Genomic DNA, 22055 nt, shown 5'->3' with positions numbered 1-22055 from the left:
GAACATTATGGTGGTCTAGATTTAATTATAGTTTTCAAATTATTGTTAATCTTTTTGAGACGCATAAGCATTAGTGTAATTTTAGTTCTCTAAAAAATAAATATGAATAAGTGGGTTGTAGGAATTGTAGCATTTGTCCTGATTTTAGCTGGAATTGTTTATGCTATTTATGAAATGAATGATTACGATTACGACGACGCTACAAAATCATACAAAATTGTAAACCGCTGGGAACTGCCAGACGAGCTCAAAGAAATTTCAGGACTTTACTGGGTAGGGGATAATAAGGTTGCTTGCGTTCAGGATGAAGACGGAATTATTTATGTGTATGATCTGAACAAATCGATGGTTACCAATAAATATAAATTTGCCGACGATGGAGATTATGAGGCATTGTGTTTCAAGGATGGTGAATATTGGGTAGCAGAAAGTAACGGTAAATTATTCAATATTAAATCATTGGAGAGTGCTGCTCTCAATACCGAATCTTTTGATCTTGAATTTGAATACCGAAATAATATTGAAGGACTTGCAGTTAGTCGAGATGGAAAATTATGGTTATCGGTAAAAGAACGCAATCTTAATAATGAAGGAGATTATAAGGGAGTATATGCTTTTGACCCGGTTTCAAAAAAGCTTAATAAAGAGCCTATCTTGAAGATCATGTATAATGATCCTAAATTTGATGTGCTTAAGACGGATAATCCAAGAAAATTGATAAGACCATCAGATCTGGCGTTTTCACCAAATTCAGATGATCTATTTGTCTTGGACGCTGAATTTCAAAAAGTATTGATAGTTGATCCAAAAGGAAGCATTAAAGAATTACATTTATTGGATCCTGAAGAATTTGAACAGCCGGAAGGAATTTGTTTTAGTCCATCCGGCCGTATGTTTATTTCAAATGAATCGTTATCTGGTCCGGCAAATATTTTGGAAGTTGAATTCTTTTAAGATTTCTGAATTTCTTCCGCTACTGCAGCAACTTCATCCATAACTCTTAACAGATTTTCTCCCCAAAGTTTTTTGATCTCTTCATTTGAATATCCTCGTTTTACCAGTTCAATTGTAATATTAAGGGTTTCTGAAGCATCATCCCAACCATCTATTCCACCGCCACCATCAAAATCTGAACTGATTCCAACGTGATCTATTCCAATTTTTTTAACCAGATAATCTATATGATCTACAAAGTCTGAAACATTTACGGCCTCAACTCTGCTCTTTAGCTTTTCGATTTCAGGTTTTGATGCATTTCTAATTTCATTGTAGGTTGTATAGTATGCATTTCGATCTTCATTGGATAATGCTCGGACAGAATCTCTTTCCAAAAGAGAAAAGTTCATCTCCTGAGCTTTCCTCTCATAAATTACTTTACTGGAATCGGCAAATTCTTGATGCTTTTCAGGATCTAGATAAGAACTAAAAGCGACTGTTTGAACCACTCCACCATGTTTTTTGAATAGATCAAGTAATTCGTCATCAAGGTTCCTGCTAACATTTCCGATAGAGCGGGCAGAAGAGTGTGAGGCAATAAGCGGAGCTTTAGATAACTCAAACATTTGCTTGATAGCCTCTTTGCTCGGGTGCGAAACATCTATCATCATCCCAAGACGATTCATTTCTGCCACAGCTTCTTTTCCAATTTCACTTAGACCATTATGCAACCATTCATCATTTTCCTCTCCGGTATTTGAATCACTGAACTGAGAGTGACCATTATGAGATAACGACATATATCGCGCTCCCATATCGTAAAATTCCTCTATTCTGCTTAGATCAGTTCCAACGGGATATGCATTTTCCACACCAATCATGGCTACCTTTTTGCCCTCCTTTACGAGTTCTCGAACTTCTTTAGAATTAGTAGCCAGGCCAATTTTATCGGGTGCATATTCTTCGGTAAGTCTGTGAATAGCTTCAAATTTGCTTATCGCATTTTCATATGCAGCCTTATAACCTTCCTCATCTAAATCTCCCTGACCGGTATACACGATCAACCAGGTTACATCCATACCTCCAATATCCATTTTCGGTAAATTCACCTGTGTGTCCAGGTTCATGGTATAATTTTTAGCCTCGGTGAAGTTGTTTACATTAATATCATTGTGAGTATCTATAGTAATAGTCTCCGTATGCAGTTTTTTAGCTCTTTTCAACAGATCCTGATCTGTATTTTGAGCATTTACAGAAAGCAGGCTGGAAAATAGAAATAGACCGGTAAGTTTTAGTTTCATAAAATTTGGATTGGATTTAAAAAACTGAATTTAAGAATTAATATTAAGCTATCCTTAAAATCTGAAATGGGAATGGATTTTAATATACATTTGATCAAACATTTCATTTTTAATGAATAAATATATTATCGTAAATCAGCCGGAGACCTGGACGATCTCTTCTGAGAATTTAAAGATCATTTCGTCTAAAGATTACCTCACGAAACCGGAGTATTCGCAGCTTAAAAAGGCCAGGATCTTCAATTTGTGCAAGGACTATTCATACCAGTCTAAAGGCTATTATGTTTCTTTACTCGCAGAAGCCAGAGGTCATTCAGCAATCCCAACCGTTAAGAACCTGGTGGATCTTGGTGAGCCAAAACTGGTGAAGATAGTTTCCGAAGATTTTGATGATCTTATTCAGCAATCTTTGAAGAATATAAAATCCCAGGAATTTACCCTGAGTATCTATTTTGGACAGAACGTTGCTGCTAAATATAAAGAACTAAGTGCCATGTTTTTCAGGCATTTTCAAATTCCATTCCTTAGAGTGAAGTTTAATTATTCCTCTAAATGGAATATAAAAAGTATAAAGGCCATATCAGAAGCTGAAATTCCTGATGAGCATAAGGAAAGCATGCTTTATTTCGCGGAACAATATTTTTCAAAAAAGCGATATGATACCCCTAGAACCAGCAATTATGAATATGACCTGGCCATTCTGGTTCAGCCAGAAGACGTTGCTCCTCCAAGCAATGCCAAAGCACTTAAAAAATTTACTGAAATAGGAGAAAAACTAGGCTTTTATACAGAGATTTTAGGTCCAAAGGATCTTTCAAGATTATCTGCTTTCGACGCATTATTGATTAGGCAAAGTACCGAAGTTAATAATGAAGCTTACGCCTTTGCCCGAAAAGCACAGCAGGAGGATATAGCGATAGTTGATTATCCCGATGCCATTTTAAAATGCTGTAATAAAGTTTTTATGGCTGAAGCTCTTGAAAATTCCAGGATTCCGGCACCTAAAACTGTTATTGTACACAAGGACAATATAAATTCTGTTCTTGAAATCACTAAACTTCCGGTGGTTTTGAAATCTCCCGATTCAACTTTCTCATTTGGTGTGAAAAAAGCTAAAACTGAAGAAGAGTACGTGGAAATGGTTTCGGCGATGCTAAAAAAATCTGAGTTGGTGATCGCGCAGGAATTTTCTCCTTCAGATTATGACTGGAGAATTGGAGTTCTGGACGGGAAAGCTTTTTATGCCTGCAGGTATTACATGGCTAAAGGACACTGGCAGATTTACAACTGGGATGCAAAGAAAAAAGATGACCAGGATGGAAACGCTGATTGTTTGCCAATTGAAGAGGTACCGGAAAAGATCCTGAAATATGCTTTAAAAGCGGCAAAATTAATGGGTAAAGGACTTTACGGGATAGATGTTAAGGAAGTTGATGGAAAGGCACTTGTGATCGAGATCAATGACAATCCTAACATAGATGCCGGAGTGGAAGATAATTATTACGGAGACCAGGTTTATTCAGATATATTGATGGCTCTTAAAAACCGATTAGAAAATAAAATATAATGGCGTATCACCTTTTTGAAGTTTTCGGTATTGAATTGGAATATATGTTGGTTGATAAATCCAATCTTAAGGTTGACCCAAGCGTAGATCAACTTTTCATTGACAAGAATGGCTCCATAACCTCTGATATAGAAAATGGTAAAATTGAATGGAGCAATGAACTGGTAGCTCACGTAGTGGAATTGAAAACCAATGGTCCTACAGCAGATCTTTCAGAATTAGACGCTTTATTTAACGAAAACATTAAGGAGATCAATGATCGTTTGAATAAAAACGGAAAATGTTTATTGCCGTCAGCTTCCCATCCAATAATGGATCCACATATCGAAACTCAGCTCTGGAAACATGATCATAACGAAATATATTCTCTTTACAATAAGATATTTGACTGTAAAGGGCATGGCTGGAGCAATGTACAAAGTATGCATATAAATCTGCCTTTTTTCGATGATGCTGAGTTTGAAAAACTTCATGCAGCAATCAGGATTTTATTGCCAATAATTCCAGGGCTTTCGGCTAGTTCACCGGTTCTTGATGGGAAATTTTCAGGATTTAAGGATATGCGTATGGAATATTACAAAACCAACCAGAAGGAAATTCCTCATATGACCGGAAAAGTAATTCCTGAACAGGTTTTTAATAAAGCCGATTATCACAGGATCATTTTTGAGCCTATAACCAATGCCATTAAATCTTTTGACACGGAAAATATTCTGGATCAACATTTTCTCAATTCTCGAGGAGCGATTTCCAGATTTGACAGAAACGCGATAGAAATTAGGGTAATAGATATTCAGGAGAACCCTTCAGCTGATATTTCCATTGCGGCTTTTATTATTGAGGTGCTGAAATTGTTGGTAAGTGAGGAACTGGTTTCCTTAGAAGATCAGAAATCATGGCACGAAGACCCACTTTTTGAAATTTTTAATGATGTAATTAAAAATGCAGAAACCACTTTAATTACTGATAAAAAGTACCTGGCTATTTTTGATCTAAAGAAAGATGCAGATGTTAAAAAGATCTGGAAAAAGCTTTACGAAAGTGTAGGAGATAGGCTTGATGAAAATCATCAGAAGCATATTGAATTTATCTTACAGAACGGAAGCCTGTCTACCAGGATTTTAAAAGCTTTGCGGAATGATTTTTCCGAGGAAAATATCCACAAGGTATATTTCAAATTGGCAGAATGTCTAAATGAAAACAGGATGTTCAGGCCATGATGCTGGTGCTTACATGTGAGCATGCAGTTGCCGATATTCCTAAAAATTATTTAGTCAATTTAAATAGATATCTGGAAGTTCTAACAACTCATGAAGCTTACGACCCTGGTACTCTTGACTTATATAAACATCTGGAAAAGCTGGCAGGCTTTGGTAAAAGTCAAACTGTGAGTAGGCTGTTAATTGAAACCAACAGGTCTTTAAATCATCCCAAGCTTTTTTCGAAATTTATTAGGAATCTGTCGGTTTCTGAAAAGGACGGCCTTATAAATAAGTATTATAAGCCTTACCGAGAAGAGATAGAAGATAGGATACACCAATTTCTTCAAAAAGGATATATAGTTCTGCATCTATCTTTACATAGTTTTACTCCGGTTTTAAATGGTCTCGAAAGGAATTGTGATATAGGATTACTTTATGATCCTTCCAGAAATGCTGAAAAAGATTTTTGTTCAGCATGGAAAAAAGAATTGAAGAGTGCCTGGTCTAATAAATTAAATGTGCGCTACAATTATCCTTATTTAGGCAAAGCAGATGGTTTTACCACTTATCTGCGCAAGAAATTTGGAGAAAATTACCTTGGGATCGAATTAGAGATCAACCAGCAATTTGTGATTAATAATAAGTTCCCTGAGGAATTAAAAGATTTAATATTTCAGTCCTTGAAAAAGCTCAAATAAAAAAGCCTCTAAGTTTAGAGGCTTTTAAAATATATTGAAATTTAGTATTATTTTAGATCGTATTCCAGAGTGATTTCAGCTTTTAGCAATTTAGATAGCGGACAGCTTTCTTTAGCCTTATTCGCGATTTTCTCAAATTTTTCTTTGTCTATTCCTGGAACTTCAGCATCTAGAATTAAGTGTGACTTAGTGATCTCACCATCTTCAAAAGTTATTTCTGAAGTTGTTTCAATTTTATCCGGTTCAAATCCATTTTCCGTTAAAAAGGCTGAAAGTTGCATGCTGAAGCATCCTGCGTGAGCTGCTCCAACCAATTCTTCCGGATTAGTGCCTTTTCCATTCTCAAAACGTGTTTTATAAGAATATTGTGCGTCTTTTAAAACTCCGCTTTCCAGACTAACCGTTCCGTTTCCTTCTTTCAATGAGCCTTTCCATACGGCTGATCCTTTTCTTTTCATAATTTATTTTTTTTGATTCCCTCTAAATTAAGCAGCATAAGCTAAACAGGAAAAGAATTATAATAACCTTAACCAATCACAAAGTCTTATAACACAAAAAAGCCTGGGAAATTAATTTTCCAGGCTTTAATAAATTATATAATAGTCAGAAATTACTTGATCTCAACAACTTCAAGGTCAAAAACAAGGTCCTTTCCTGCAAGTGGATGATTTGCATCAACTACGATGCTTTCATCTTTAACTTCAGTTACTACAAGGTTGATCTCACGACCATCAGGCCCTTTAGAAACAAGTGGCATTCCAACCTCTGGCTTAAGTTCCTCCGGTAGTTGACTTTTTTCAACTTCCTGGATCAACTCAGCTTTAGGCTCACCGTAAGCTTCTTCTTTTGGTATATTGATAGTCTTTTTTTCGTTTACTTCCATACCGATAAGACCTTCTTCAAAACCTGGGATCAATTGGCCTTGTCCTAAAGTGAACTCAATAGGTTCTCCACGCTCTACTGAACTATCGAAAACCTGACCATCTTCTAGCTTCCCTGTGTAATGTACCTTAACGGCGTCATTTTGCTTTACTTGACTCATAAAAAGTATTTTTTCAATTTTAAATTTGGCTACAAACTAATTTTCAGCCATTTATTACCAATTTGTGCAAGTACCCTGCCGAATGCCAAATAACCCGACAGAATAACCGATGATGACGCATTTTGTCATATTTTCATTAAATTGGATGCAGTATCTTAAATATTAATATTCAACTCTGTCAAACTAACTACTTAAATAATGAGTAAAAAAAAGAAAAAAACAAGTATCGAGTCCAGGAGAGACTTTATGAAGAAAACTGCGGTGGCTGCCGGTGGAATTATGATCATCCCACGCCACGTCCTGGGTGGACCTGGATTTACGGCGCCGAGTGATAAACTTCTCATCGCCGGAATTGGAGTAGGAGGAAAAGGTGAATCAGATCTTCATAGCTTTTATAAAAGCGGTAAGGCAGAAATTGCATTTCTATGTGATGTAGATGACAGAAGAGCAAGTAAATCAAGAGAAAGATTTCCAAAAGCTAAATATTATAAGGATTACAGAGAACTATTCGATAAAGAATCTAAAAATTTTGATGCGGTTTGTGTTTCTACACCAGATCACAATCATGCCGTACAGGCAATGGCCGCTATGGAACGAGGTAAGCATGTTTATGTGCAAAAGCCTTTAACGCATGATATCTATGAGGCTAGAGCTTTGACCGAAGCAGCCCGTAAATACAAAGTGGTGACTCAAATGGGAAACCAGGGAGCTTCCGGTGATGGGGTGCGAAAAATGCGGGAGTGGTATGACGCAGGACTAATTGGTGATGTAAACGAAGTCTATGTTTGGACTAACAGGCCAGTTTGGCCACAGGGAATTTCATGGCCACAAAAATCTTCTCCTATTCCGCCGGAATTAGACTGGAAATTATGGTTAGGTACAGCCCCTTATAAAGAATATGTGGACGGTTTAGTTCCATTCAACTGGAGAGGCTGGTGGGATTATGGTACTGGAGCTTTAGGTGATATGGGCTGTCATTTAATTGAACCGCCATTCAGTGTGCTTGGCCTAAAATATCCAAAGGATGTGGAATGCAGTGTTGGAAGCGTTTATGTGGATGAATTTCAACGCGGTTATTTCCCTGAGAGTTGCCCTCCTTCAAGCCACGTAATTATGAGTTTCGAAGGGAAGAATACGAATTCAGATGATATCACGTTACATTGGATGGATGGTGGAATAAAACCTATGCGTCCTGAAGAATTAGGTCCGGAAGAAGTTTTTGGTGATGGAGGAAATGGAGCCTTAATCATTGGAGATAAAGGTAAAATGATATGTGGTACTTATGGATTGAATCCGCAATTACTGCCAACTTCCAGAACTGATGAAGTCAATGTTCCGAAGAAATATGACAGAGTAGAAGGAGGAATGGATGGCCACTATGCTCAATGGGTAGAAGCTGCAATTGCTGGTTATGGTAAAAAAGAAGTAAGTTCTCCTTTTGATATCGCGGGACCATTGACAGAATCCTTATTGATTGCCAATCTAGCTATAAGGGGTTATGATATTCAAAAAACTCAAAAATCGGAAAATAGTAATGAGGAAAGGATAATTTACCCGGGTAGAGATATCAAAATGATCTGGGATGCAGAAAATATGAAAGTGACCAATTTTGATGAGGCGAACCAGTTTGTGAAGAGAGAGTATCCTGAAGGGTTTACCTTATAGTAATAAATGAATTTCAAAAAAATTAAATTATTCCATAGATCGAAGTACTTATATAGTGCTTCGATCTTATTTATTTTTCTGGTAGTGCTTACTTCCTGCAAAAAATTTAATGCATCAGATGAAGATCTGGACTGGGATACCATTTGTGTCACCGCCACGGCTTATAATTCCGTAGAATATCAAACCGAAGGACATCCTAGTATCACTGCCTGGGGAGACACATTAAAACCAGGAATGAATGCCATCGCTGTCTCTCGCGACCTGTTGAAGTTAGGATTAGATCACAATTCAAAGATCAAAATTGAAGGTTTTGACAGCGTTTTTTTGATCAAAGATAAAATGCATTATCGCTGGAGGAATCGCATTGATATTTATATGGGAAAAGATGTTGAACGAGCCAGGAATTTCGGGAGACAAAAGATCAATATCTCCTATATTTTTGAAAGGGACAGCCTTTCAGATTAATGGCAGACTGAGATCTTTATATTATATTCGAATTTTAAAAGATTTCTGATGTCACTTTTTCGAAACAGCCTTCTATTTTTATTTTTTCTTTCCTTTTCGATAGCCAGTTTCAGCCAGGAGCCAGATTCTTTAAATATCAATAAAAAACTGGTAATCGGTATCACAGAAACTCCTCCCTTTGTTGAAAAAAGACCTCAGGGCTATGCTGGATTAAGTATTGCATCCTGGAAAATGGTAAATGAACATCTGCAGGTCGCCTATGAATTTAAGGAATATGATAATTTGGGAAGTTTACTGGAAGGTGTTGAGAGTGGCGAAGTAGATCTTAGTATCAATCCAATCACGGTGACCGATAACCGGATGAAAAGGATGAATTTCTCTCAACCTTATTTCATCTCTCATACCAGCGTCGCAAAGAAAAAAGAGTCGACATTCCTAAAACACATCAAGAATATTTTCAGCTGGAATTTCTTTTCGGTCATAGCGCTATTATTACTGGTGATCTTTATTTTTGGAATTCTGGTCTGGATATTTGAACGCAAGAAGAACCATGAAGAATTTGGAGGTAATTTTAAAGGCGTAATGCAGGGATTCTGGTGGAGTGCAGTCACTATGACCACTGTAGGTTATGGCGATAAATCCCCAAAGACCATTGGAGGAAGAATTATTGGATTGATCTGGATGTTCATGGCTGTGATCATCATATCCAGTTTTACAGCCGGAATAGCATCCTCATTAACGGTTAAAAGTATCAATGAAGAAATTACCAATATCCAGGATTTGGAGAGATTTGACGTTACCACCGTTGAAAGTTCTAGCTCGCAGGAATTACTGGATCTTTATAATATTGAAAACACTTTGGTAAATGATGGCGCTGCCGGACTTCAGGTAATTCTCGACGGTGAATCCGCTTTATTTGTCTATGATGAGCCCATTTTAAAATTTGAAATACAAAGAAGAGATCTTTCCGAAGATCTTGAAATTCTGGGACAAAGTTTAAAAAAGGATTATTACAGTTATGCTTTTCCTAAAAACTCTGATCTTTTAGAAAAAGTGAATCCAGTCCTTATAAGAACTTTAAAAACTATGGAATGGGCAACTTTAGTGAAGGACTATAACTAACTTCCTAAGCCAAGATATCCTAGAAGAATCCATAGAATTATAAAAACCACGATCACTCCAAAACAACCACAACCTCCGCCAAGTTTTTTGGCACCCCAACCTGCTAACAGGGCACGAATGATACTCTTCATAGCCTTAAAAATTTTTATTTAAATTTAATTCAGCCGGCTACAGGATGAATAGACTTTATGAAAATATTAATTGATTCTGAATTAAGTAATTGATTTTTAGTATATTGTGTGCCGTTATAAACCAACCGTCTAATGTTATCGCAGAATAGTTCCACTGAAAAATCTGAAATGGAATATTACCGCACTTCCCGACAAGGCATCAATAAGACCATTTACGTGGCTATCGCCATTGTAATTATTATGGCTATAATCGCTATGACCGGGGTTTATTATGAATTCTGGTAGATCATTGTTTGATCTCGTTCATTAAAAGAAAAGCTTTGTTCACATACTCTTTCTCCAGAAATAAGGCGAAGTAATTTGAAGTAGAAATCATTTCAAAAATCGGTATTCCTTCATAAGCCAGTAATTTGAAAATATAAAAATAGAGCCCAACACTTTGAGAAGAGTTTTTGGGTAATTCTATAGTAATGGATGAAAGTTCTTCTTTAATGGATACCCGAACTTCACTTCTAAAACATTTTTCAACCAGGTCTGTTAATGAAGAGGAAACCAGGATATTACTTTCCTGATAATTACTGGAGTAATTAAGATAGACTCCGGTTTGATCCTTCACGGCATCCATGAGCTTTATCTTATTCGATATAATGGTCTTAGAATTGAGAAAAGTATATTCAGTAATTCCGGAGCGCACAATAATGTCTCCTAATTCACGCAGACTTTGCATATTTACCTTAGTTCTACTTGGGGCATATCGTCTTAAAGCCATAATGATACTCCCTTGTTTCACAGGTTTTCTCATTTCCTTTTCTACCTGTGGCTGTATATCAGCTGCAAGTCCGCTGAAATTTACTATATCTCTGGCGATGGCATCATCAAGGAAAGGCTGGTGTCTTATGATATCATGAACACAAGTGGTAATCGTCTTCATTGTTAATTATTAAACATTTTGTGCAAATGTATATAAAATGAAATAAAATTTTTGGTTCACTATAGATTAATAATACCTATGCAGCCTGAAATTATCAGGTATGAAAATTTTAAAATTTGGTGGTACATCGGTTGGTTCTGCAGCAAGTATTAGAAATGTAAAAAATATCATTTCAAATATTCCAGGTAATAAATTACTGGTGCTTTCAGCAATGTCTGGAGTTACCAATCATTTGGTAGAGTTATCTACTTTTTCCAAAAATTCAGAAATTAATTTAATCGAAGATAAGCTGGAAGAATTGAGAATGAAACATTTTGATCTGATAGATGAACTGATTTCTGAAGAAAATTTCAATTATACAGTAAAGGAAAACATTAGTTCACAACTTGAAGAACTTAGTTCGATCTGTTCCAGTAATTGGAATACTGAAATTGATTCATTGATCGTTACTATCGGAGAACGACTTCTTACATTTATTTTCAGCTCGTTTTTGAGCTTTGAATCGTTAGGAAATACTTTGCTGGATGCCAGGAATTTCATGAATGTGAAAAACCTGGAAAATCCTGATACTGGTCTGATAGGAGAACTTCTAAATGATGAATTGAAAAGAAATCAGGAGAACGAGATAATAATTACGCAGGGATTTGTACGGATTGATGCAAATAATAAAATAGGTACTTTGAAAAGGGGTGGGAGCGATTATACTGCTACTATTCTGGGAGCAGCCATAAGGGCTACTGAAATCCAGATTTGGACAGATATCAGTGGTTTGCATAATAATGATCCAAGGTTTGTTGAAAATACGCACCCGGTTTCACAATTGAGTTTTGAAGAAGCCGCAGAGCTTGCTTATTTCGGGGCCAAGATTCTTCATCCCCAAACCATTTCGCCGGTAATTGGTAAGAACATTCCTGTATTTTTAAAAAACACATTTACTCCTGAAGCATCGGGTACGTGCATAAGTGCATTAGCTGAAAGAAAAGGTCTAAAAGCGATTTCGGCCAAAGACGAGATAACCGCGATCAAGATCAAATCTAACCGAATGCTTATGGCGCATGGTTTTCTGAAAAAAATCTTTGAGGTTTTTGACAAATATGAGACCTCTATTGATATGATCACCACTTCAGAAATCGCGATTTCTCTAACCATTGATGATACCAGAAATCTCGATAAAATTCTTGCGGAGTTAGATGAATATGGTGAAATAAGCGTTGATTCGGAACACAGTATAATCTGTGTTGTTGGGGAAGGTCTTATTGAAGATCGAAACACTTCAAGACTGTTTGAAATACTTCAGGATGTTCCCGTGAGAATGATCTCTTATGGAGGAAGTAATAATAATATTTCTCTGCTGGTAGATACCCGAAATAAAGTAGAAACTCTACAAAAACTTAATTCTAAACTGTTCGTAGATCGATTGAAAACGGTCTGATTCAGTTTTGGTTAGAATTCGATTAAACTGTTTTTTTGTGTAGTGAAAACCGCCGGAAAGCTTTGCTGAAGGCGGTTTTTTAATTCTGGTTCTTATTCTTTTCTTCGATAAAACGCGACATAAAATAGGTGCTTTTGTGAAAATGATGTTTTAGCATTTTACCGGTAAAATTAGCAGACCTATGTTTTTCGAGATCATTTTTTAATTCTTCAATTTTAACTTTCAAAGTTTCCACGTGTTCCTCTTTGTTGAAGCGTTTTGTTAAAATCTGAAATCCGAAAGACTGTTTAATATTCCATATTTCTTCATCATTATATAATAAGGTAACTTTATCAATAAACTCTTGGTCTGAATTGGTTATAAATCCATTCCATTCCATATTTCCGTTTATTGCTTCAGCTCCAACCGGAGTAGTAACTGAGGGTGTTCCATATTGCATTGCTTCTACCAGCTTTCCTTTTAATCCTGCTCCGAATCTAATAGGAGCGAGGCAGATTCTGGCACTTTGCATTACTTGCTTAGAATCTTCTGCCCATCCATTCACGATGAATCTCTCACCGGGATTGTGTAAGTTGAGTACTTTCTGAGAAGGATAAGCACCATATATTTGCATGCTGGCATCAGGAATTTTTTTCCTAAGAATTGGCCATATTTTTTCTTTTAGATAAAGTACAGTGTTCCAATTCGGCTTATGTAGAAAATTGCCGATATGAATAAAATCTTTTCTTGATTTAAAATCTGGCAGTAATGATAATTGTTCTGCGGAAGATATTTCCAGTAAAAAAGGAAGATATAATAGAATATTCTCAGGTACCTGAAAATTATCAATCAGCAATTTCATTTCAATTTCTGAAATGATCAAGCTCAAATCACACCTATAGATCGCTGCAATTTCTCTTTTTGCAAGATCAGAATCAGTGAATAAATCTTCCGCAGCAATATTGTTTTTGAAAGCTTCCTGACGAGCATTCCTTAAAAAATGGAGATCTTCCGTATCCAGAATTTTTAAAGCTTCAGGACAATTTTGGTCTATTCTCCAGCCAAACTGTTCTTCCATCATAAAACGATCGAAAAGAACAACATCTGGCTTTAAGGTTTTTAAAAGCTCATCAAATCCCGGATCATTCAATTTGATCTTTTCAATGGAAATCCCATGTTTAGCAAGATCAGTTTTGTTCTCAGTTTCACGCGCGGTCGTCGCAAAGGTAACCCGATAATTTTCAGAGATAAAAAATTCAAGCAGTTGCATCATTCGAGATCCCGCAGCCGAAGATTTCGGTTCAGGCCACACATAACCAATAACTAGTAAATCTGGCATTCAAACTTTTTTCAAAAATAACATTTTATAGCAGGCCTGAAAGAAGTATTGTGGCAGTGATCCAGAGTGCTATGGAAGCTACACCACCAATAATTAGAAAATGCTTGAATTTGTAAATACCCATACCGTAAATAATGGTGTTGGTCTGATAGCCTACCGGCGTAAATAAACTGAAGTTTGCAGCGAATAAAACGGCCAGGATAAATGGTTTTGGATCAAGCTGAAGCGATGTCGCAATCGTAATCGCAATTGGCGCAATGATTATGGCGGTGGCGTTGTTAGAAATAAAACCGCTAAGAAACATAGTAACCAGAAATAGAAGTCCGATGATCATGAAATTGCCTTTATCATCAAAAAGTTTCAGTAAATTATCTGATATCCATTGATCGGCCCCGGTATTGCTCATAGCCACACCAAGAGGAATCATTCCGGCAAGCAAGAATATGATCTGCCAGTTCACCTGAGAATAGACTTTTCCAAGATCTATGCATTTTAAAAAGATCATCAAAAAACAGCCAATCAAAGCACTTTTCAAAATAGGGAAAATAGAAAAAGCAGATAAACCAATGACCAGCAAAAGAATTCCGAAGGTCATATTTCTTTTCCAGATAGTTGGTACATTTATATCTCTATGTTCTTGAAGAATACTGATATTGTCCATTTTGCTCAGATGCTCGAGGTCATTTTCGGTAACTTCAACCAAAAGCCTATCGCCAACTCTCAGTTCTATATCGTCAGACTTTTTATCAAATATTCTTCTACCAGGATTTCTTAGACTTCGACGTTTTCTAATCGCCAACGGAACAGCTCCATGAAGATCATACCAGCCAACAGTTTTAATACTTTTTCCGATCAAAGGTGAATTTGGCAGCATTAATAATTCAACTACCTGAATATTTTCTTCAATATTCTCAATTGGTTGATCGAGTTCTTCAGGCTTATCCTGATCCGTTTTCTTAATAATTGTAAGATCACCCGATTCCTTTAATTTGATCAACTGTTCGATGCTACATCGCAATAGAAGCTGGTCGTCTGCCTTTAACGTGGTATATTTTCCAGGATGTTCGTTTACAACCGCCGCTCTTTTTAGGCGTATCACTTCAATTCCTTCATTTTCATTTCCAAAAACTTCCTGAATATTTTTTCCTATTAATTCGGAATCTTTGTTAACGATCCCACGGGTAATAAATTCGTCCAGATCATAAACATTAGAGATACTGCTCTTTTGTTTTTTAGGTAAAAAATGTGCCATCAGGCTTACGATCACAATGGTTATCACCAGAAAAATGGCTCCAAGCCAGGTAAACTCAAAAAAGCTAAAACGTTCCACGCCACGTTTAACGGCTACCGCATTAACAATGAGGTTGGTAGACGTTCCCATAAGCGTACAACTGCCACCAATGATTCCCGCAAATGAAATAGGGAGCAATAACTTTGAATTCGGTATATCATACTTTTCGGTGAGTTCATTGATAATTTTGACAAAAACCAGGACTACTGCAGTTGTGTTTATAAATGCAGAAATTCCTCCGGCAATAAACATAAAAACCGGAACCATGAAAAACAGAGGAAGGCCACGTAATCTTTTTAACCCGTTAGCCAACCAGTCAATTACTCCATTGTCTTCCAGGCCGATGGCAATGATCATTAAGGCGAGAACTGTTATGGTTGCCGGACTGGAGAATCCTGAAATTGCTTCTTCCGGACTAATTAGATTGGTCAATAAAAGACTTACCATGATAAAAAATGCAATCTTATCAACCGGAAAAACTTCCAGTGCAAAAAGGAATATTACCACCAGGATAATGGCAAATAATAAGATGATCTCGAGAGTCATTGATTAATTTTCATCACATAAAAATACCTTTAAACTCGATTTGCACTCATACTTTCTGAAATATTTATGATTCGGTTTTTGATGGGAAGTAAAGATTTAATTATTATGTCTTAAATTACTTAGAAATAGAGAAAATGAGTCGAGGATTTGTAAAGGAAGAAGATCAGGAAGAACCGGTAATGGTGCCGCCAAGAGCTGCTATTCCTGATGGTGTGACGAATTATGTCACTCCAAACGGATTAAATGAACTCAAGGAGGAACTAAAGGACCTGGAACATGAAAGAGCTCATGTTAATGCTGAAAATGATACTGAAAAACGTCGTGCTCAGAGCCTGATAGATGGAAAAATAAATTTGCTTGCAGAAAGGTTACAGACTGCAAGATTACTTGATCCAAAAGATCAACCTGAAGATGAAGTGAGGTTCGGAGCCAGGGTTGAATTACAGAATCTAACCTCAAATCAAAAACAGGAATTTCAGATCGTTGGAGTAGATGAGGCAGATATCAAAAAGAACAAGATCGCGTTTGTAGCGCCTATTGCAAAAGCAGTTACAGGTAAAAAAGTGGGAGAGGAGACTGATTTTATATTAGGCAATGAGGTTAGAAAATTGAAGATCCTAAAAATCTCTTATTGATCTTTTTCCAGAACAAATTCAAGATTATCTACGATATCTCCATATTCACTAACTTCAATTTCAAATTCGATGTTTCCGCTACTTGTAAATCCAAGATCATTTAATTGAACTTCATCAATAGAAGCAGTATAATTTCCGGCAGGAAGTCCTAAATGATAAAAATAACCATCTCCTTCAGTAAGAAGACTTTTTACCAGATTTCCATTTGCATCTATGATATTTACTAAAATTCTTCCAATTCCATTGGAGTTACCATTTTCTAGAAGATAGACGTATCCGGATGCTTCTCCAAGAACTTTTACAGGTATATAAATCGATTTGTAATAATTGGCAACCGTTTCTACCACGATATTTGGATTCTGAATTTTCCAGGCTATATTGTCCAGACTGGTTTCATCAATTTTTAAATTCATATTTACATACGGCTGTAGATCGTTTATTCTCAGAATCGTTTTATCTTCGTTGTAGCTCACTAATCCATTGTTAGATTCTAATTTCAGACCTGAGACATTAGGTTCCATATCATCTTTCTCACCATTATTATTCAAGTCCAGAAATGGAATTAGTGTGAGGCCACCCCGAGTTAGACCAGGTCTGAAATTGAACATGACATCTCCAGAATTATCATCAAGCCTCACGCTTCCACGAGCAGATTGTATGAAAGATGAATTCCTGTTACCAATCCTTGAAGTAAGAGCTGCTTGGGCGAAATCAAATGTATACCTGAAGCCAATTTCAACGGTATATGCATTTCTCAAAAAGTTCTTTTCAAAAGACAAATTGGCGTACCCATTATTAAACATCACGCGCTCCAGTTCAAGATTTATATTACGAATGGTATTCTGACTAATATCGTATTGTAACCTCGGTGAAAAAAGAAATTCTTCAGGTAATCTATAAGTTTGACCTAGTGTGGAATAGATCGTGGGTTGATCTAGCCTGTCGTTATATAAAGCAAAGGTTGAGAAATTAGTACTTATGCCAAACAGATTACCCGAGAGTAAAAATTGTGCCGTCATGAATTCTGTCGAAGGCAAAATTATCTGACTAAAACTAAACCTGGAATAGGCCGTGAAAAGCCTTGTTCTTATAGGAGAGGTAAAGCTAAACTTTCTTTCTTCGAGATAATTATAGTTTATTGCAGTCTGGTCTTCATGGTATTTGGCATAAGTTAGATCAAACTGCATACTTTTCGGGGTTCGATAAGATAAGACTCCTTCTCCCTTTACACCAAAACTGTATTCCCCGGAAAATAGCAGATTTGAAGCAAGACTTATGGAGGTGCTTACAAACGGCATCACATCACCGCTTTCTGTTTCCGAAAGATATTCTACACCACCTCCAATCGTAAAGCCATTTGAAATTCCGTAATCGAGATCGAGACGCGAAAATTTTCTATTTTTTTCATTTTCAACGATACCAGTGCTTAATCTATATTCAAGTTTGTTTTTTGGAACGAACGTGTAAGGAATATTTATAACTCTGTCTTCAGATTGTTCTTCTCCATAAGGGCCGTAAAACCTAAGATTCACATTAGTATTTCCATACATCAGTGGAACATCAAAAGTATAGAAACCGGTAGCATCTGCCTTAGCATAGTCCACTAGTACATTATTCACGTAGAGTTCAACCGTCCACCTTGGTTCAGTATAATCGTTTAATACATAGGTACCGAAAGCTCGCCTGTTCTGCAACGGAGAATTGGTTAGCTGAACACCAACAACTGGTGCGAAAAGGGAGGAAGTAGCACCCGTAAAAATTTTCCCAAGAGTTACCTGTCGGAATACTTTATTGTCGTTGTTTACATGCCTCCACTGATAAAATTGATTCCTGGATGTGAATGGAACCCTATTGGAATAATTAAGCTGAATAGTTGTTTCACCACCGGCAAGAAATCCGCCGAAACCAAGGTTAAAACGATTATCATTTGTAGCTCTGATTTGCTGCGTAGTATTAATTCCCCAGTCCAGAATACCACCCTTTAGAAATGGATGTCTTTTAGCTATTAACGTGTCTGCTTCAAATTTGCCTCTAACTTTGTTAATGTTTTCTCGAACCCTTTCCCTGCGTTGTTCCTTGATCACAGGTAATTCTATTTCTGTGTTAAAAGAGATGGCAAGTTCACGAAAACTGAATTCAGTATTCAAACCAAAAATGTCAGAAAAAAGATTTGATCTTAAGTAAAGGCTAGTCGGAGTTTTTATAAAATCATTTTCAGAAAGAGAACGATTCGTATCTTTAAATTGTATTCTCTTATTCTGAATATCAATAAGATAATTTGATTCCTGATCGATCAGATAACCCTGAACATTTCCAGTATTATTATCATATTCATTTTTTAAATGAAAAGTATCGAAAAGATCAGTTACAGATATATAGGCAGTTTCTCCTTTTATCGCAACAGGCACTTCCAAAAGCCCTATTTCCAGAACGTTCATTTCTACGTTCAATTCATCATATTCCTGATACTCCTGAGCCTTTAAACCGTTGCTAATTAAGAAGGTTAAAGCGAAAATTATAAGATATGAAATTGGGATATTAAAGCCGCAACTCTTCGTAAACATAAGCCTGATCTCTCTGTTACTCCTGAACGAAGGTTATTAAAATAGTTCCGCTATAATTTCCCGGAGGTGTTCCATCTGAATTCTTGGTTGTTAGAGTTCCACCAACAAAAACACTATTCGGTACCGTAGAAATCGTTTCGGTAATAAAGGATTTATTGAACACTTCTTTACCGTTTACGCTATAACTATCGAGTTCCAGAATAATGGTTCCTCCATTGTCACCTTTAAGTTCATACGAAGTATCGTGCATGATATTCAAAATAGTTCCCGGATTGGCATAGACATCAAAAAGTGCGGCTGCCGGTGGTTCGCCAGAATTAAATAGAGTTGCTCCGTATAACACAGTTCTCAAGCCGTTATAATCCATGCTTATTTTACCTCCAGCAGGATCGATAAGAAATGCTCCAAAATTCATTACATTCACCGGTCTTACTTCAACAGTTGTTGGTATTGGCGGATTTTCCTGAGCATAACCGATCATGCTTATTGAAAACAATAATATCCAGAAAATGCTCTTAGGTAGCTTCATCATGCTAAATTTCTTATTTTACGATCACTTTTTTGACATAATTTCTGGATCCATCGGTGAAGCTAAGTAAGTAAACTCCACTTGTTTTAATATTATCAATTGTGATCTGGTCATTTCCAATGACTTTCTGGTTAAATAAAAGCTTACCATCAATACTGCGTAATTGAAGGTTACCCTTAAGCGGTGTTTCCTGATTCATTCTCACGCTAATTGAACGATCCTTTGAAATTGATTGAAAAACCAGCTCCTGATCATTTAAATTTTCTACTGTATCGTTGGGATCAAACGAAAGGGAAAATCGCGAATTCCAAGTACCTTCAACTGCAAAAAAATGATAATCGCTATCGGTTAAGTCATGTTGGATTCCCTTCTCATGATCTACAAGAAAGATTCTGTTGCTATTATCGATATTCTGAAAATCTTGTAGCTTTATAGTCATTTCACCTGATCTGTTTATTTTCAAACCTAGCGGAATTCTTTGGTTATCGGATATAATTTTTCCTGATACGGCATTTATAGAAAGCTCCTTTTTTCCTGAAAGCATATAGAAATTCGGAATTTCAGCATTTGTATTGAATAGCTTTAAAGCGTCTTTATCACTTTCAAAAGAAGTCTTAGCAGAGAGATCAAAATAGATGACCACAGCATCTTTTAGATTTTTATCTTCAAACTCAGCCGAAATCCTGATCAGCGATTTTTCGTTTTTTGGAGCTTTGTAGAATGCCTGATCAAAATCATTGATCCTTACTTCATTTGTCATTCCAAAAGTTCCTGTAGTTCCATCATCAACATGCACAAAAAAGCCCTGCATGGAAGGAATTATTCCGGTGGCAGTTCCAGAACTGGAAATATCACTTACATAAGAAGTATAGCTACCAGCATATGCGTCATCGGTACTATTAGAATAGAAATATGCAGCAGTACCAATATTTGTTCTCGTCCAGCCAGTGGATGAATTCCAGTCGATAGGAGAGGGGTACGGGTTTCCTACCAGATGAAACCCCTTGGTGTATTTTCCGTCGTTATTTTCCAGTGTTTTCTGGAAATTACCATCATTTATAAAACCTTTCAGCTGAATATTAAGGTCACCCGTGTTTTCACCCAAATTAATGGCATAACCCTCCATTGGATTCAATGTATTAGTAACTTCAGTATATTGCGTCCAGCCAGTTGCATCATTATTATTACTGTCCTTGCGGTTTTCATTATAGGCATAAAATCGAGGAAAATCTGATGCCAAATCCACGTAAGAAGAAAAATCCCCAACCGTGGTATTACTAAATGGAGTGCTTATATATTTATAGCCGTAAGCGGGAGCTATAATTCTTTGCATACTAACTTCACCTAATACAGAACCAATGCCGGAACCATCAATTAACGCGGTTCTGGTTGCATTTGATATGAGATTCAAATTTCCACTAGAATTTAGATTCCCGGATTTCAATAATAAAGTTCCAGTGAGATTCAGCATCTGATCTAAAGTTACCCCGTTAGGATTATTAATTTCAAGATCCTGAACTATGTTATTTAATAATCCGGTTCCAAAAATCTGCGTATTACTCCCTGATAAAATAATTTTTCCATTTTCTGCATCCAGGGTTCCATTTATTGTTAGGCTTCCGCCGATCTCAATATTGTTATCTAAAATTTCCAGGTTTGCGCCAGATTCAATTTCGAGGTTATTCACCTGAGCTGAGTTTCCTGAATTAACAACTGGGTAATTAGCAGCTGATGTTTTAATGATCACATTATCGTCAATTACGGGAACCTTAAGACATCTCCAGTTATTGATATTATTCCAGTTCGCATCTTCTGTTCCTAACCATTGTAAAGTGGTCAAAACATTTAAAGTAGCTGCTTTAGAAATAGTGATTTTACAAGTTCCGGCAGCTGCTGCACCGGTTAAATTTGTTCTCGCAATGACTCGATATTGGTTCTGGTCCATAGCCTCGGTAACATTAGCGATGGAGAAATTTGAAGATGTTGCACCAGCAATATCATAGAATCTTGTATCCCCCGGAGCCTTCACCTGCCAGCTGTAATTTAATTCAGGATCATTAATGACGTTAAAGCTGACAGAATTTCCAGGACAGATATCTTGAGTAACGGGAGTCCCTAGATTATAGCAGCTCAATTTATCTTTGATTACTTCTGGAAAATATTCAAAGTTGCTGATTAGCGCAGATTCGTCTCCGTAATTGCAGGAATCACTAATGTTAATTGTAGTTCCAGGATAATTTTCTCCACAAGAATTCAGCTGATCTAAACTGCTAACAGTTCCAAGAATATATAGATGACTGTCATCTATATTCAATATAGGACTGTTTCCCGCACCGTTAGAACCAGTTAAATTTCCCTGTAGAATTACATAATTCTGTAAATTCAAGGTTATTGTGGTGGAAATATCAATATTACCATACACGATCAAAACACCGTTTGTTCCAATATTAAGCTGACTATCCTTTTTAGTGAGATCCATGTCACCCTTGACGATAAGAGTCCCATTAATATTCAGAACACTGTTTTTGCTTTGAAATATTACATTATCATAAATGTAGGAAGTACCATCATCAGGAATGTTAATCGTATTCCCAGTTAATACAAGGTTCTGTGAAGTGGTAAAACTGAAAGAAAAAAGCAGGAAAAATAAAACCAGGTATGTTTTATTTATTTCAGACAT

At 36.5% G+C, this 22055-nt stretch carries 20 protein-coding genes; 10 read left to right on the top strand and 10 right to left on the bottom strand.

Annotated elements, in window-relative coordinates; genetic code table 11:
* The first annotated feature begins 102 nt into the window (after positions 1-102).
* Entirely contained in the window at positions 103-954 is an 852-nt protein-coding gene (locus tag AC2S94_RS12990; protein ID WP_484629000.1) for an SdiA-regulated domain-containing protein, read from the top strand.
* On the opposite strand, the gene AC2S94_RS12985 is transcribed toward AC2S94_RS12990, so the two are convergent.
* A complete protein-coding gene (locus tag AC2S94_RS12985) occupies positions 951-2237 on the bottom strand; it encodes a dipeptidase (protein ID WP_484628999.1) in 1287 nt (428 codons plus the stop codon). The two genes, AC2S94_RS12990 and AC2S94_RS12985, sit on opposite strands and share 4 nt — an antisense overlap.
* A 112-nt stretch (positions 2238-2349) precedes the next feature.
* Between AC2S94_RS12985 and AC2S94_RS12980 the strand changes: the two genes are divergently transcribed.
* From AC2S94_RS12980 to AC2S94_RS12970, 3 genes are read left to right on the top strand one after another with little or no spacing between them, the layout of a single operon-like run.
* Positions 2350-3804: a RimK family protein gene (locus AC2S94_RS12980; RefSeq protein ID WP_484628998.1), complete on the top strand. Its 1455-nt coding sequence runs from the start codon at positions 2350-2352 to the stop codon at positions 3802-3804.
* Positions 3804-5024: a glutamate-cysteine ligase family protein gene (locus tag AC2S94_RS12975; RefSeq protein WP_484628997.1), complete on the top strand. Its 1221-nt coding sequence runs from the start codon at positions 3804-3806 to the stop codon at positions 5022-5024. Before AC2S94_RS12980 ends, AC2S94_RS12975 begins: the two co-directional genes overlap by 1 nt.
* Positions 5021-5704, top strand: coding sequence for an N-formylglutamate amidohydrolase (locus AC2S94_RS12970; RefSeq protein ID WP_484628996.1), 684 nt, complete (start codon positions 5021-5023; stop codon positions 5702-5704). The genes AC2S94_RS12975 and AC2S94_RS12970 overlap by 4 nt, the downstream gene beginning before the upstream one ends.
* Before the next feature lie 47 nt (positions 5705-5751).
* On the opposite strand, the gene AC2S94_RS12965 is transcribed toward AC2S94_RS12970, so the two are convergent.
* Both AC2S94_RS12965 and AC2S94_RS12960 read right to left on the bottom strand, forming a co-directional pair.
* Positions 5752-6162: an OsmC family protein gene (locus AC2S94_RS12965; RefSeq protein WP_484628995.1), complete on the bottom strand. Its 411-nt coding sequence runs from the start codon at positions 6160-6162 to the stop codon at positions 5752-5754.
* A 152-nt stretch (positions 6163-6314) separates the two neighbouring features.
* Complete coding sequence (locus AC2S94_RS12960) at positions 6315-6746, bottom strand: FKBP-type peptidyl-prolyl cis-trans isomerase (protein WP_108171597.1); 432 nt, start codon at positions 6744-6746, stop codon at positions 6315-6317.
* 198 nt (positions 6747-6944) lie between these two features.
* On the opposite strand from AC2S94_RS12960, the gene AC2S94_RS12955 reads away from it, so the two are divergent.
* From AC2S94_RS12955 to AC2S94_RS12945, 3 genes are read left to right on the top strand one after another with little or no spacing between them, the layout of a single operon-like run.
* Positions 6945-8411: a Gfo/Idh/MocA family protein gene (locus AC2S94_RS12955; RefSeq protein WP_484628994.1), complete on the top strand. Its 1467-nt coding sequence runs from the start codon at positions 6945-6947 to the stop codon at positions 8409-8411.
* A 6-nt stretch (positions 8412-8417) separates the two neighbouring features.
* Positions 8418-8876, top strand: a complete 459-nt coding sequence (locus tag AC2S94_RS12950) for a 3D domain-containing protein (RefSeq protein WP_484628993.1) — start codon at positions 8418-8420, stop codon at positions 8874-8876.
* Positions 8877-8924: 48 nt separating this feature from the next.
* The gene (locus tag AC2S94_RS12945) at positions 8925-9998 is read left to right on the top strand and encodes a transporter substrate-binding domain-containing protein (protein ID WP_484628992.1); all 1074 of its coding nucleotides are present in this window, start codon (positions 8925-8927) and stop codon (positions 9996-9998) included.
* Here the strand turns inward: AC2S94_RS12945 and AC2S94_RS12940 are convergent.
* On the bottom strand, positions 9995-10129 hold the full coding sequence (locus tag AC2S94_RS12940; RefSeq protein WP_484628991.1) for a hypothetical protein: 135 nt from the start codon (positions 10127-10129) through the stop codon (positions 9995-9997). The genes AC2S94_RS12945 and AC2S94_RS12940 overlap by 4 nt on opposite strands.
* 132 nt (positions 10130-10261) lie before the next feature.
* Between AC2S94_RS12940 and AC2S94_RS12935 the strand changes: the two genes are divergently transcribed.
* Positions 10262-10414, top strand: a complete 153-nt coding sequence (locus AC2S94_RS12935; RefSeq protein ID WP_484628990.1) for a hypothetical protein — start codon at positions 10262-10264, stop codon at positions 10412-10414.
* A 1-nt stretch (position 10415) separates the two neighbouring features.
* Here the strand turns inward: AC2S94_RS12935 and AC2S94_RS12930 are convergent, their stop codons facing one another.
* Entirely contained in the window at positions 10416-11060 is a 645-nt protein-coding gene (locus AC2S94_RS12930) for a hypothetical protein (protein WP_484628989.1), read from the bottom strand.
* A 100-nt stretch (positions 11061-11160) separates the two neighbouring features.
* Between AC2S94_RS12930 and AC2S94_RS12925 the strand changes: the two genes are divergently transcribed.
* Positions 11161-12492, top strand: coding sequence for an aspartate kinase (locus tag AC2S94_RS12925; RefSeq protein ID WP_484628988.1), 1332 nt, complete (start codon positions 11161-11163; stop codon positions 12490-12492).
* A 79-nt stretch (positions 12493-12571) separates the two neighbouring features.
* Here AC2S94_RS12925 and AC2S94_RS12920 read toward each other — a convergent pair whose 3' ends face one another.
* Positions 12572-13810, bottom strand: a complete 1239-nt coding sequence (locus tag AC2S94_RS12920) for a glycosyltransferase (RefSeq protein WP_484628987.1) — start codon at positions 13808-13810, stop codon at positions 12572-12574.
* 25 nt (positions 13811-13835) lie between these two features.
* Complete coding sequence (locus AC2S94_RS12915) at positions 13836-15647, bottom strand: sodium:proton antiporter (protein ID WP_484628986.1); 1812 nt, start codon at positions 15645-15647, stop codon at positions 13836-13838.
* A 134-nt stretch (positions 15648-15781) separates the two neighbouring features.
* Here AC2S94_RS12915 and AC2S94_RS12910 point away from each other — a divergent pair, with 134 nt between their 5' ends.
* Positions 15782-16282: a GreA/GreB family elongation factor gene (locus AC2S94_RS12910; RefSeq protein WP_484628985.1), complete on the top strand. Its 501-nt coding sequence runs from the start codon at positions 15782-15784 to the stop codon at positions 16280-16282.
* Here AC2S94_RS12910 and AC2S94_RS12905 read toward each other — a convergent pair.
* The 3 genes from AC2S94_RS12905 to AC2S94_RS12895 are packed head-to-tail and all read right to left on the bottom strand — an operon-like array spanning position 16276 to position 22055.
* A complete protein-coding gene (locus tag AC2S94_RS12905) occupies positions 16276-18846 on the bottom strand; it encodes a hypothetical protein (RefSeq protein WP_484628984.1) in 2571 nt (856 codons plus the stop codon). The genes AC2S94_RS12910 and AC2S94_RS12905 overlap by 7 nt on opposite strands.
* A gap of 16 nt (positions 18847-18862) precedes the next feature.
* The gene (locus AC2S94_RS12900; protein ID WP_484628983.1) at positions 18863-19378 is read right to left on the bottom strand and encodes a DUF4402 domain-containing protein; all 516 of its coding nucleotides are present in this window, start codon (positions 19376-19378) and stop codon (positions 18863-18865) included.
* A gap of 10 nt (positions 19379-19388) precedes the next feature.
* Positions 19389-22055: a T9SS type A sorting domain-containing protein gene (locus tag AC2S94_RS12895; protein WP_484628982.1), complete on the bottom strand. Its 2667-nt coding sequence runs from the start codon at positions 22053-22055 to the stop codon at positions 19389-19391.

It is taken from the genome of Christiangramia pacifica, assembly GCF_057221535.1.
This window is presented reverse-complemented; position numbering and strand designations above follow the sequence as displayed.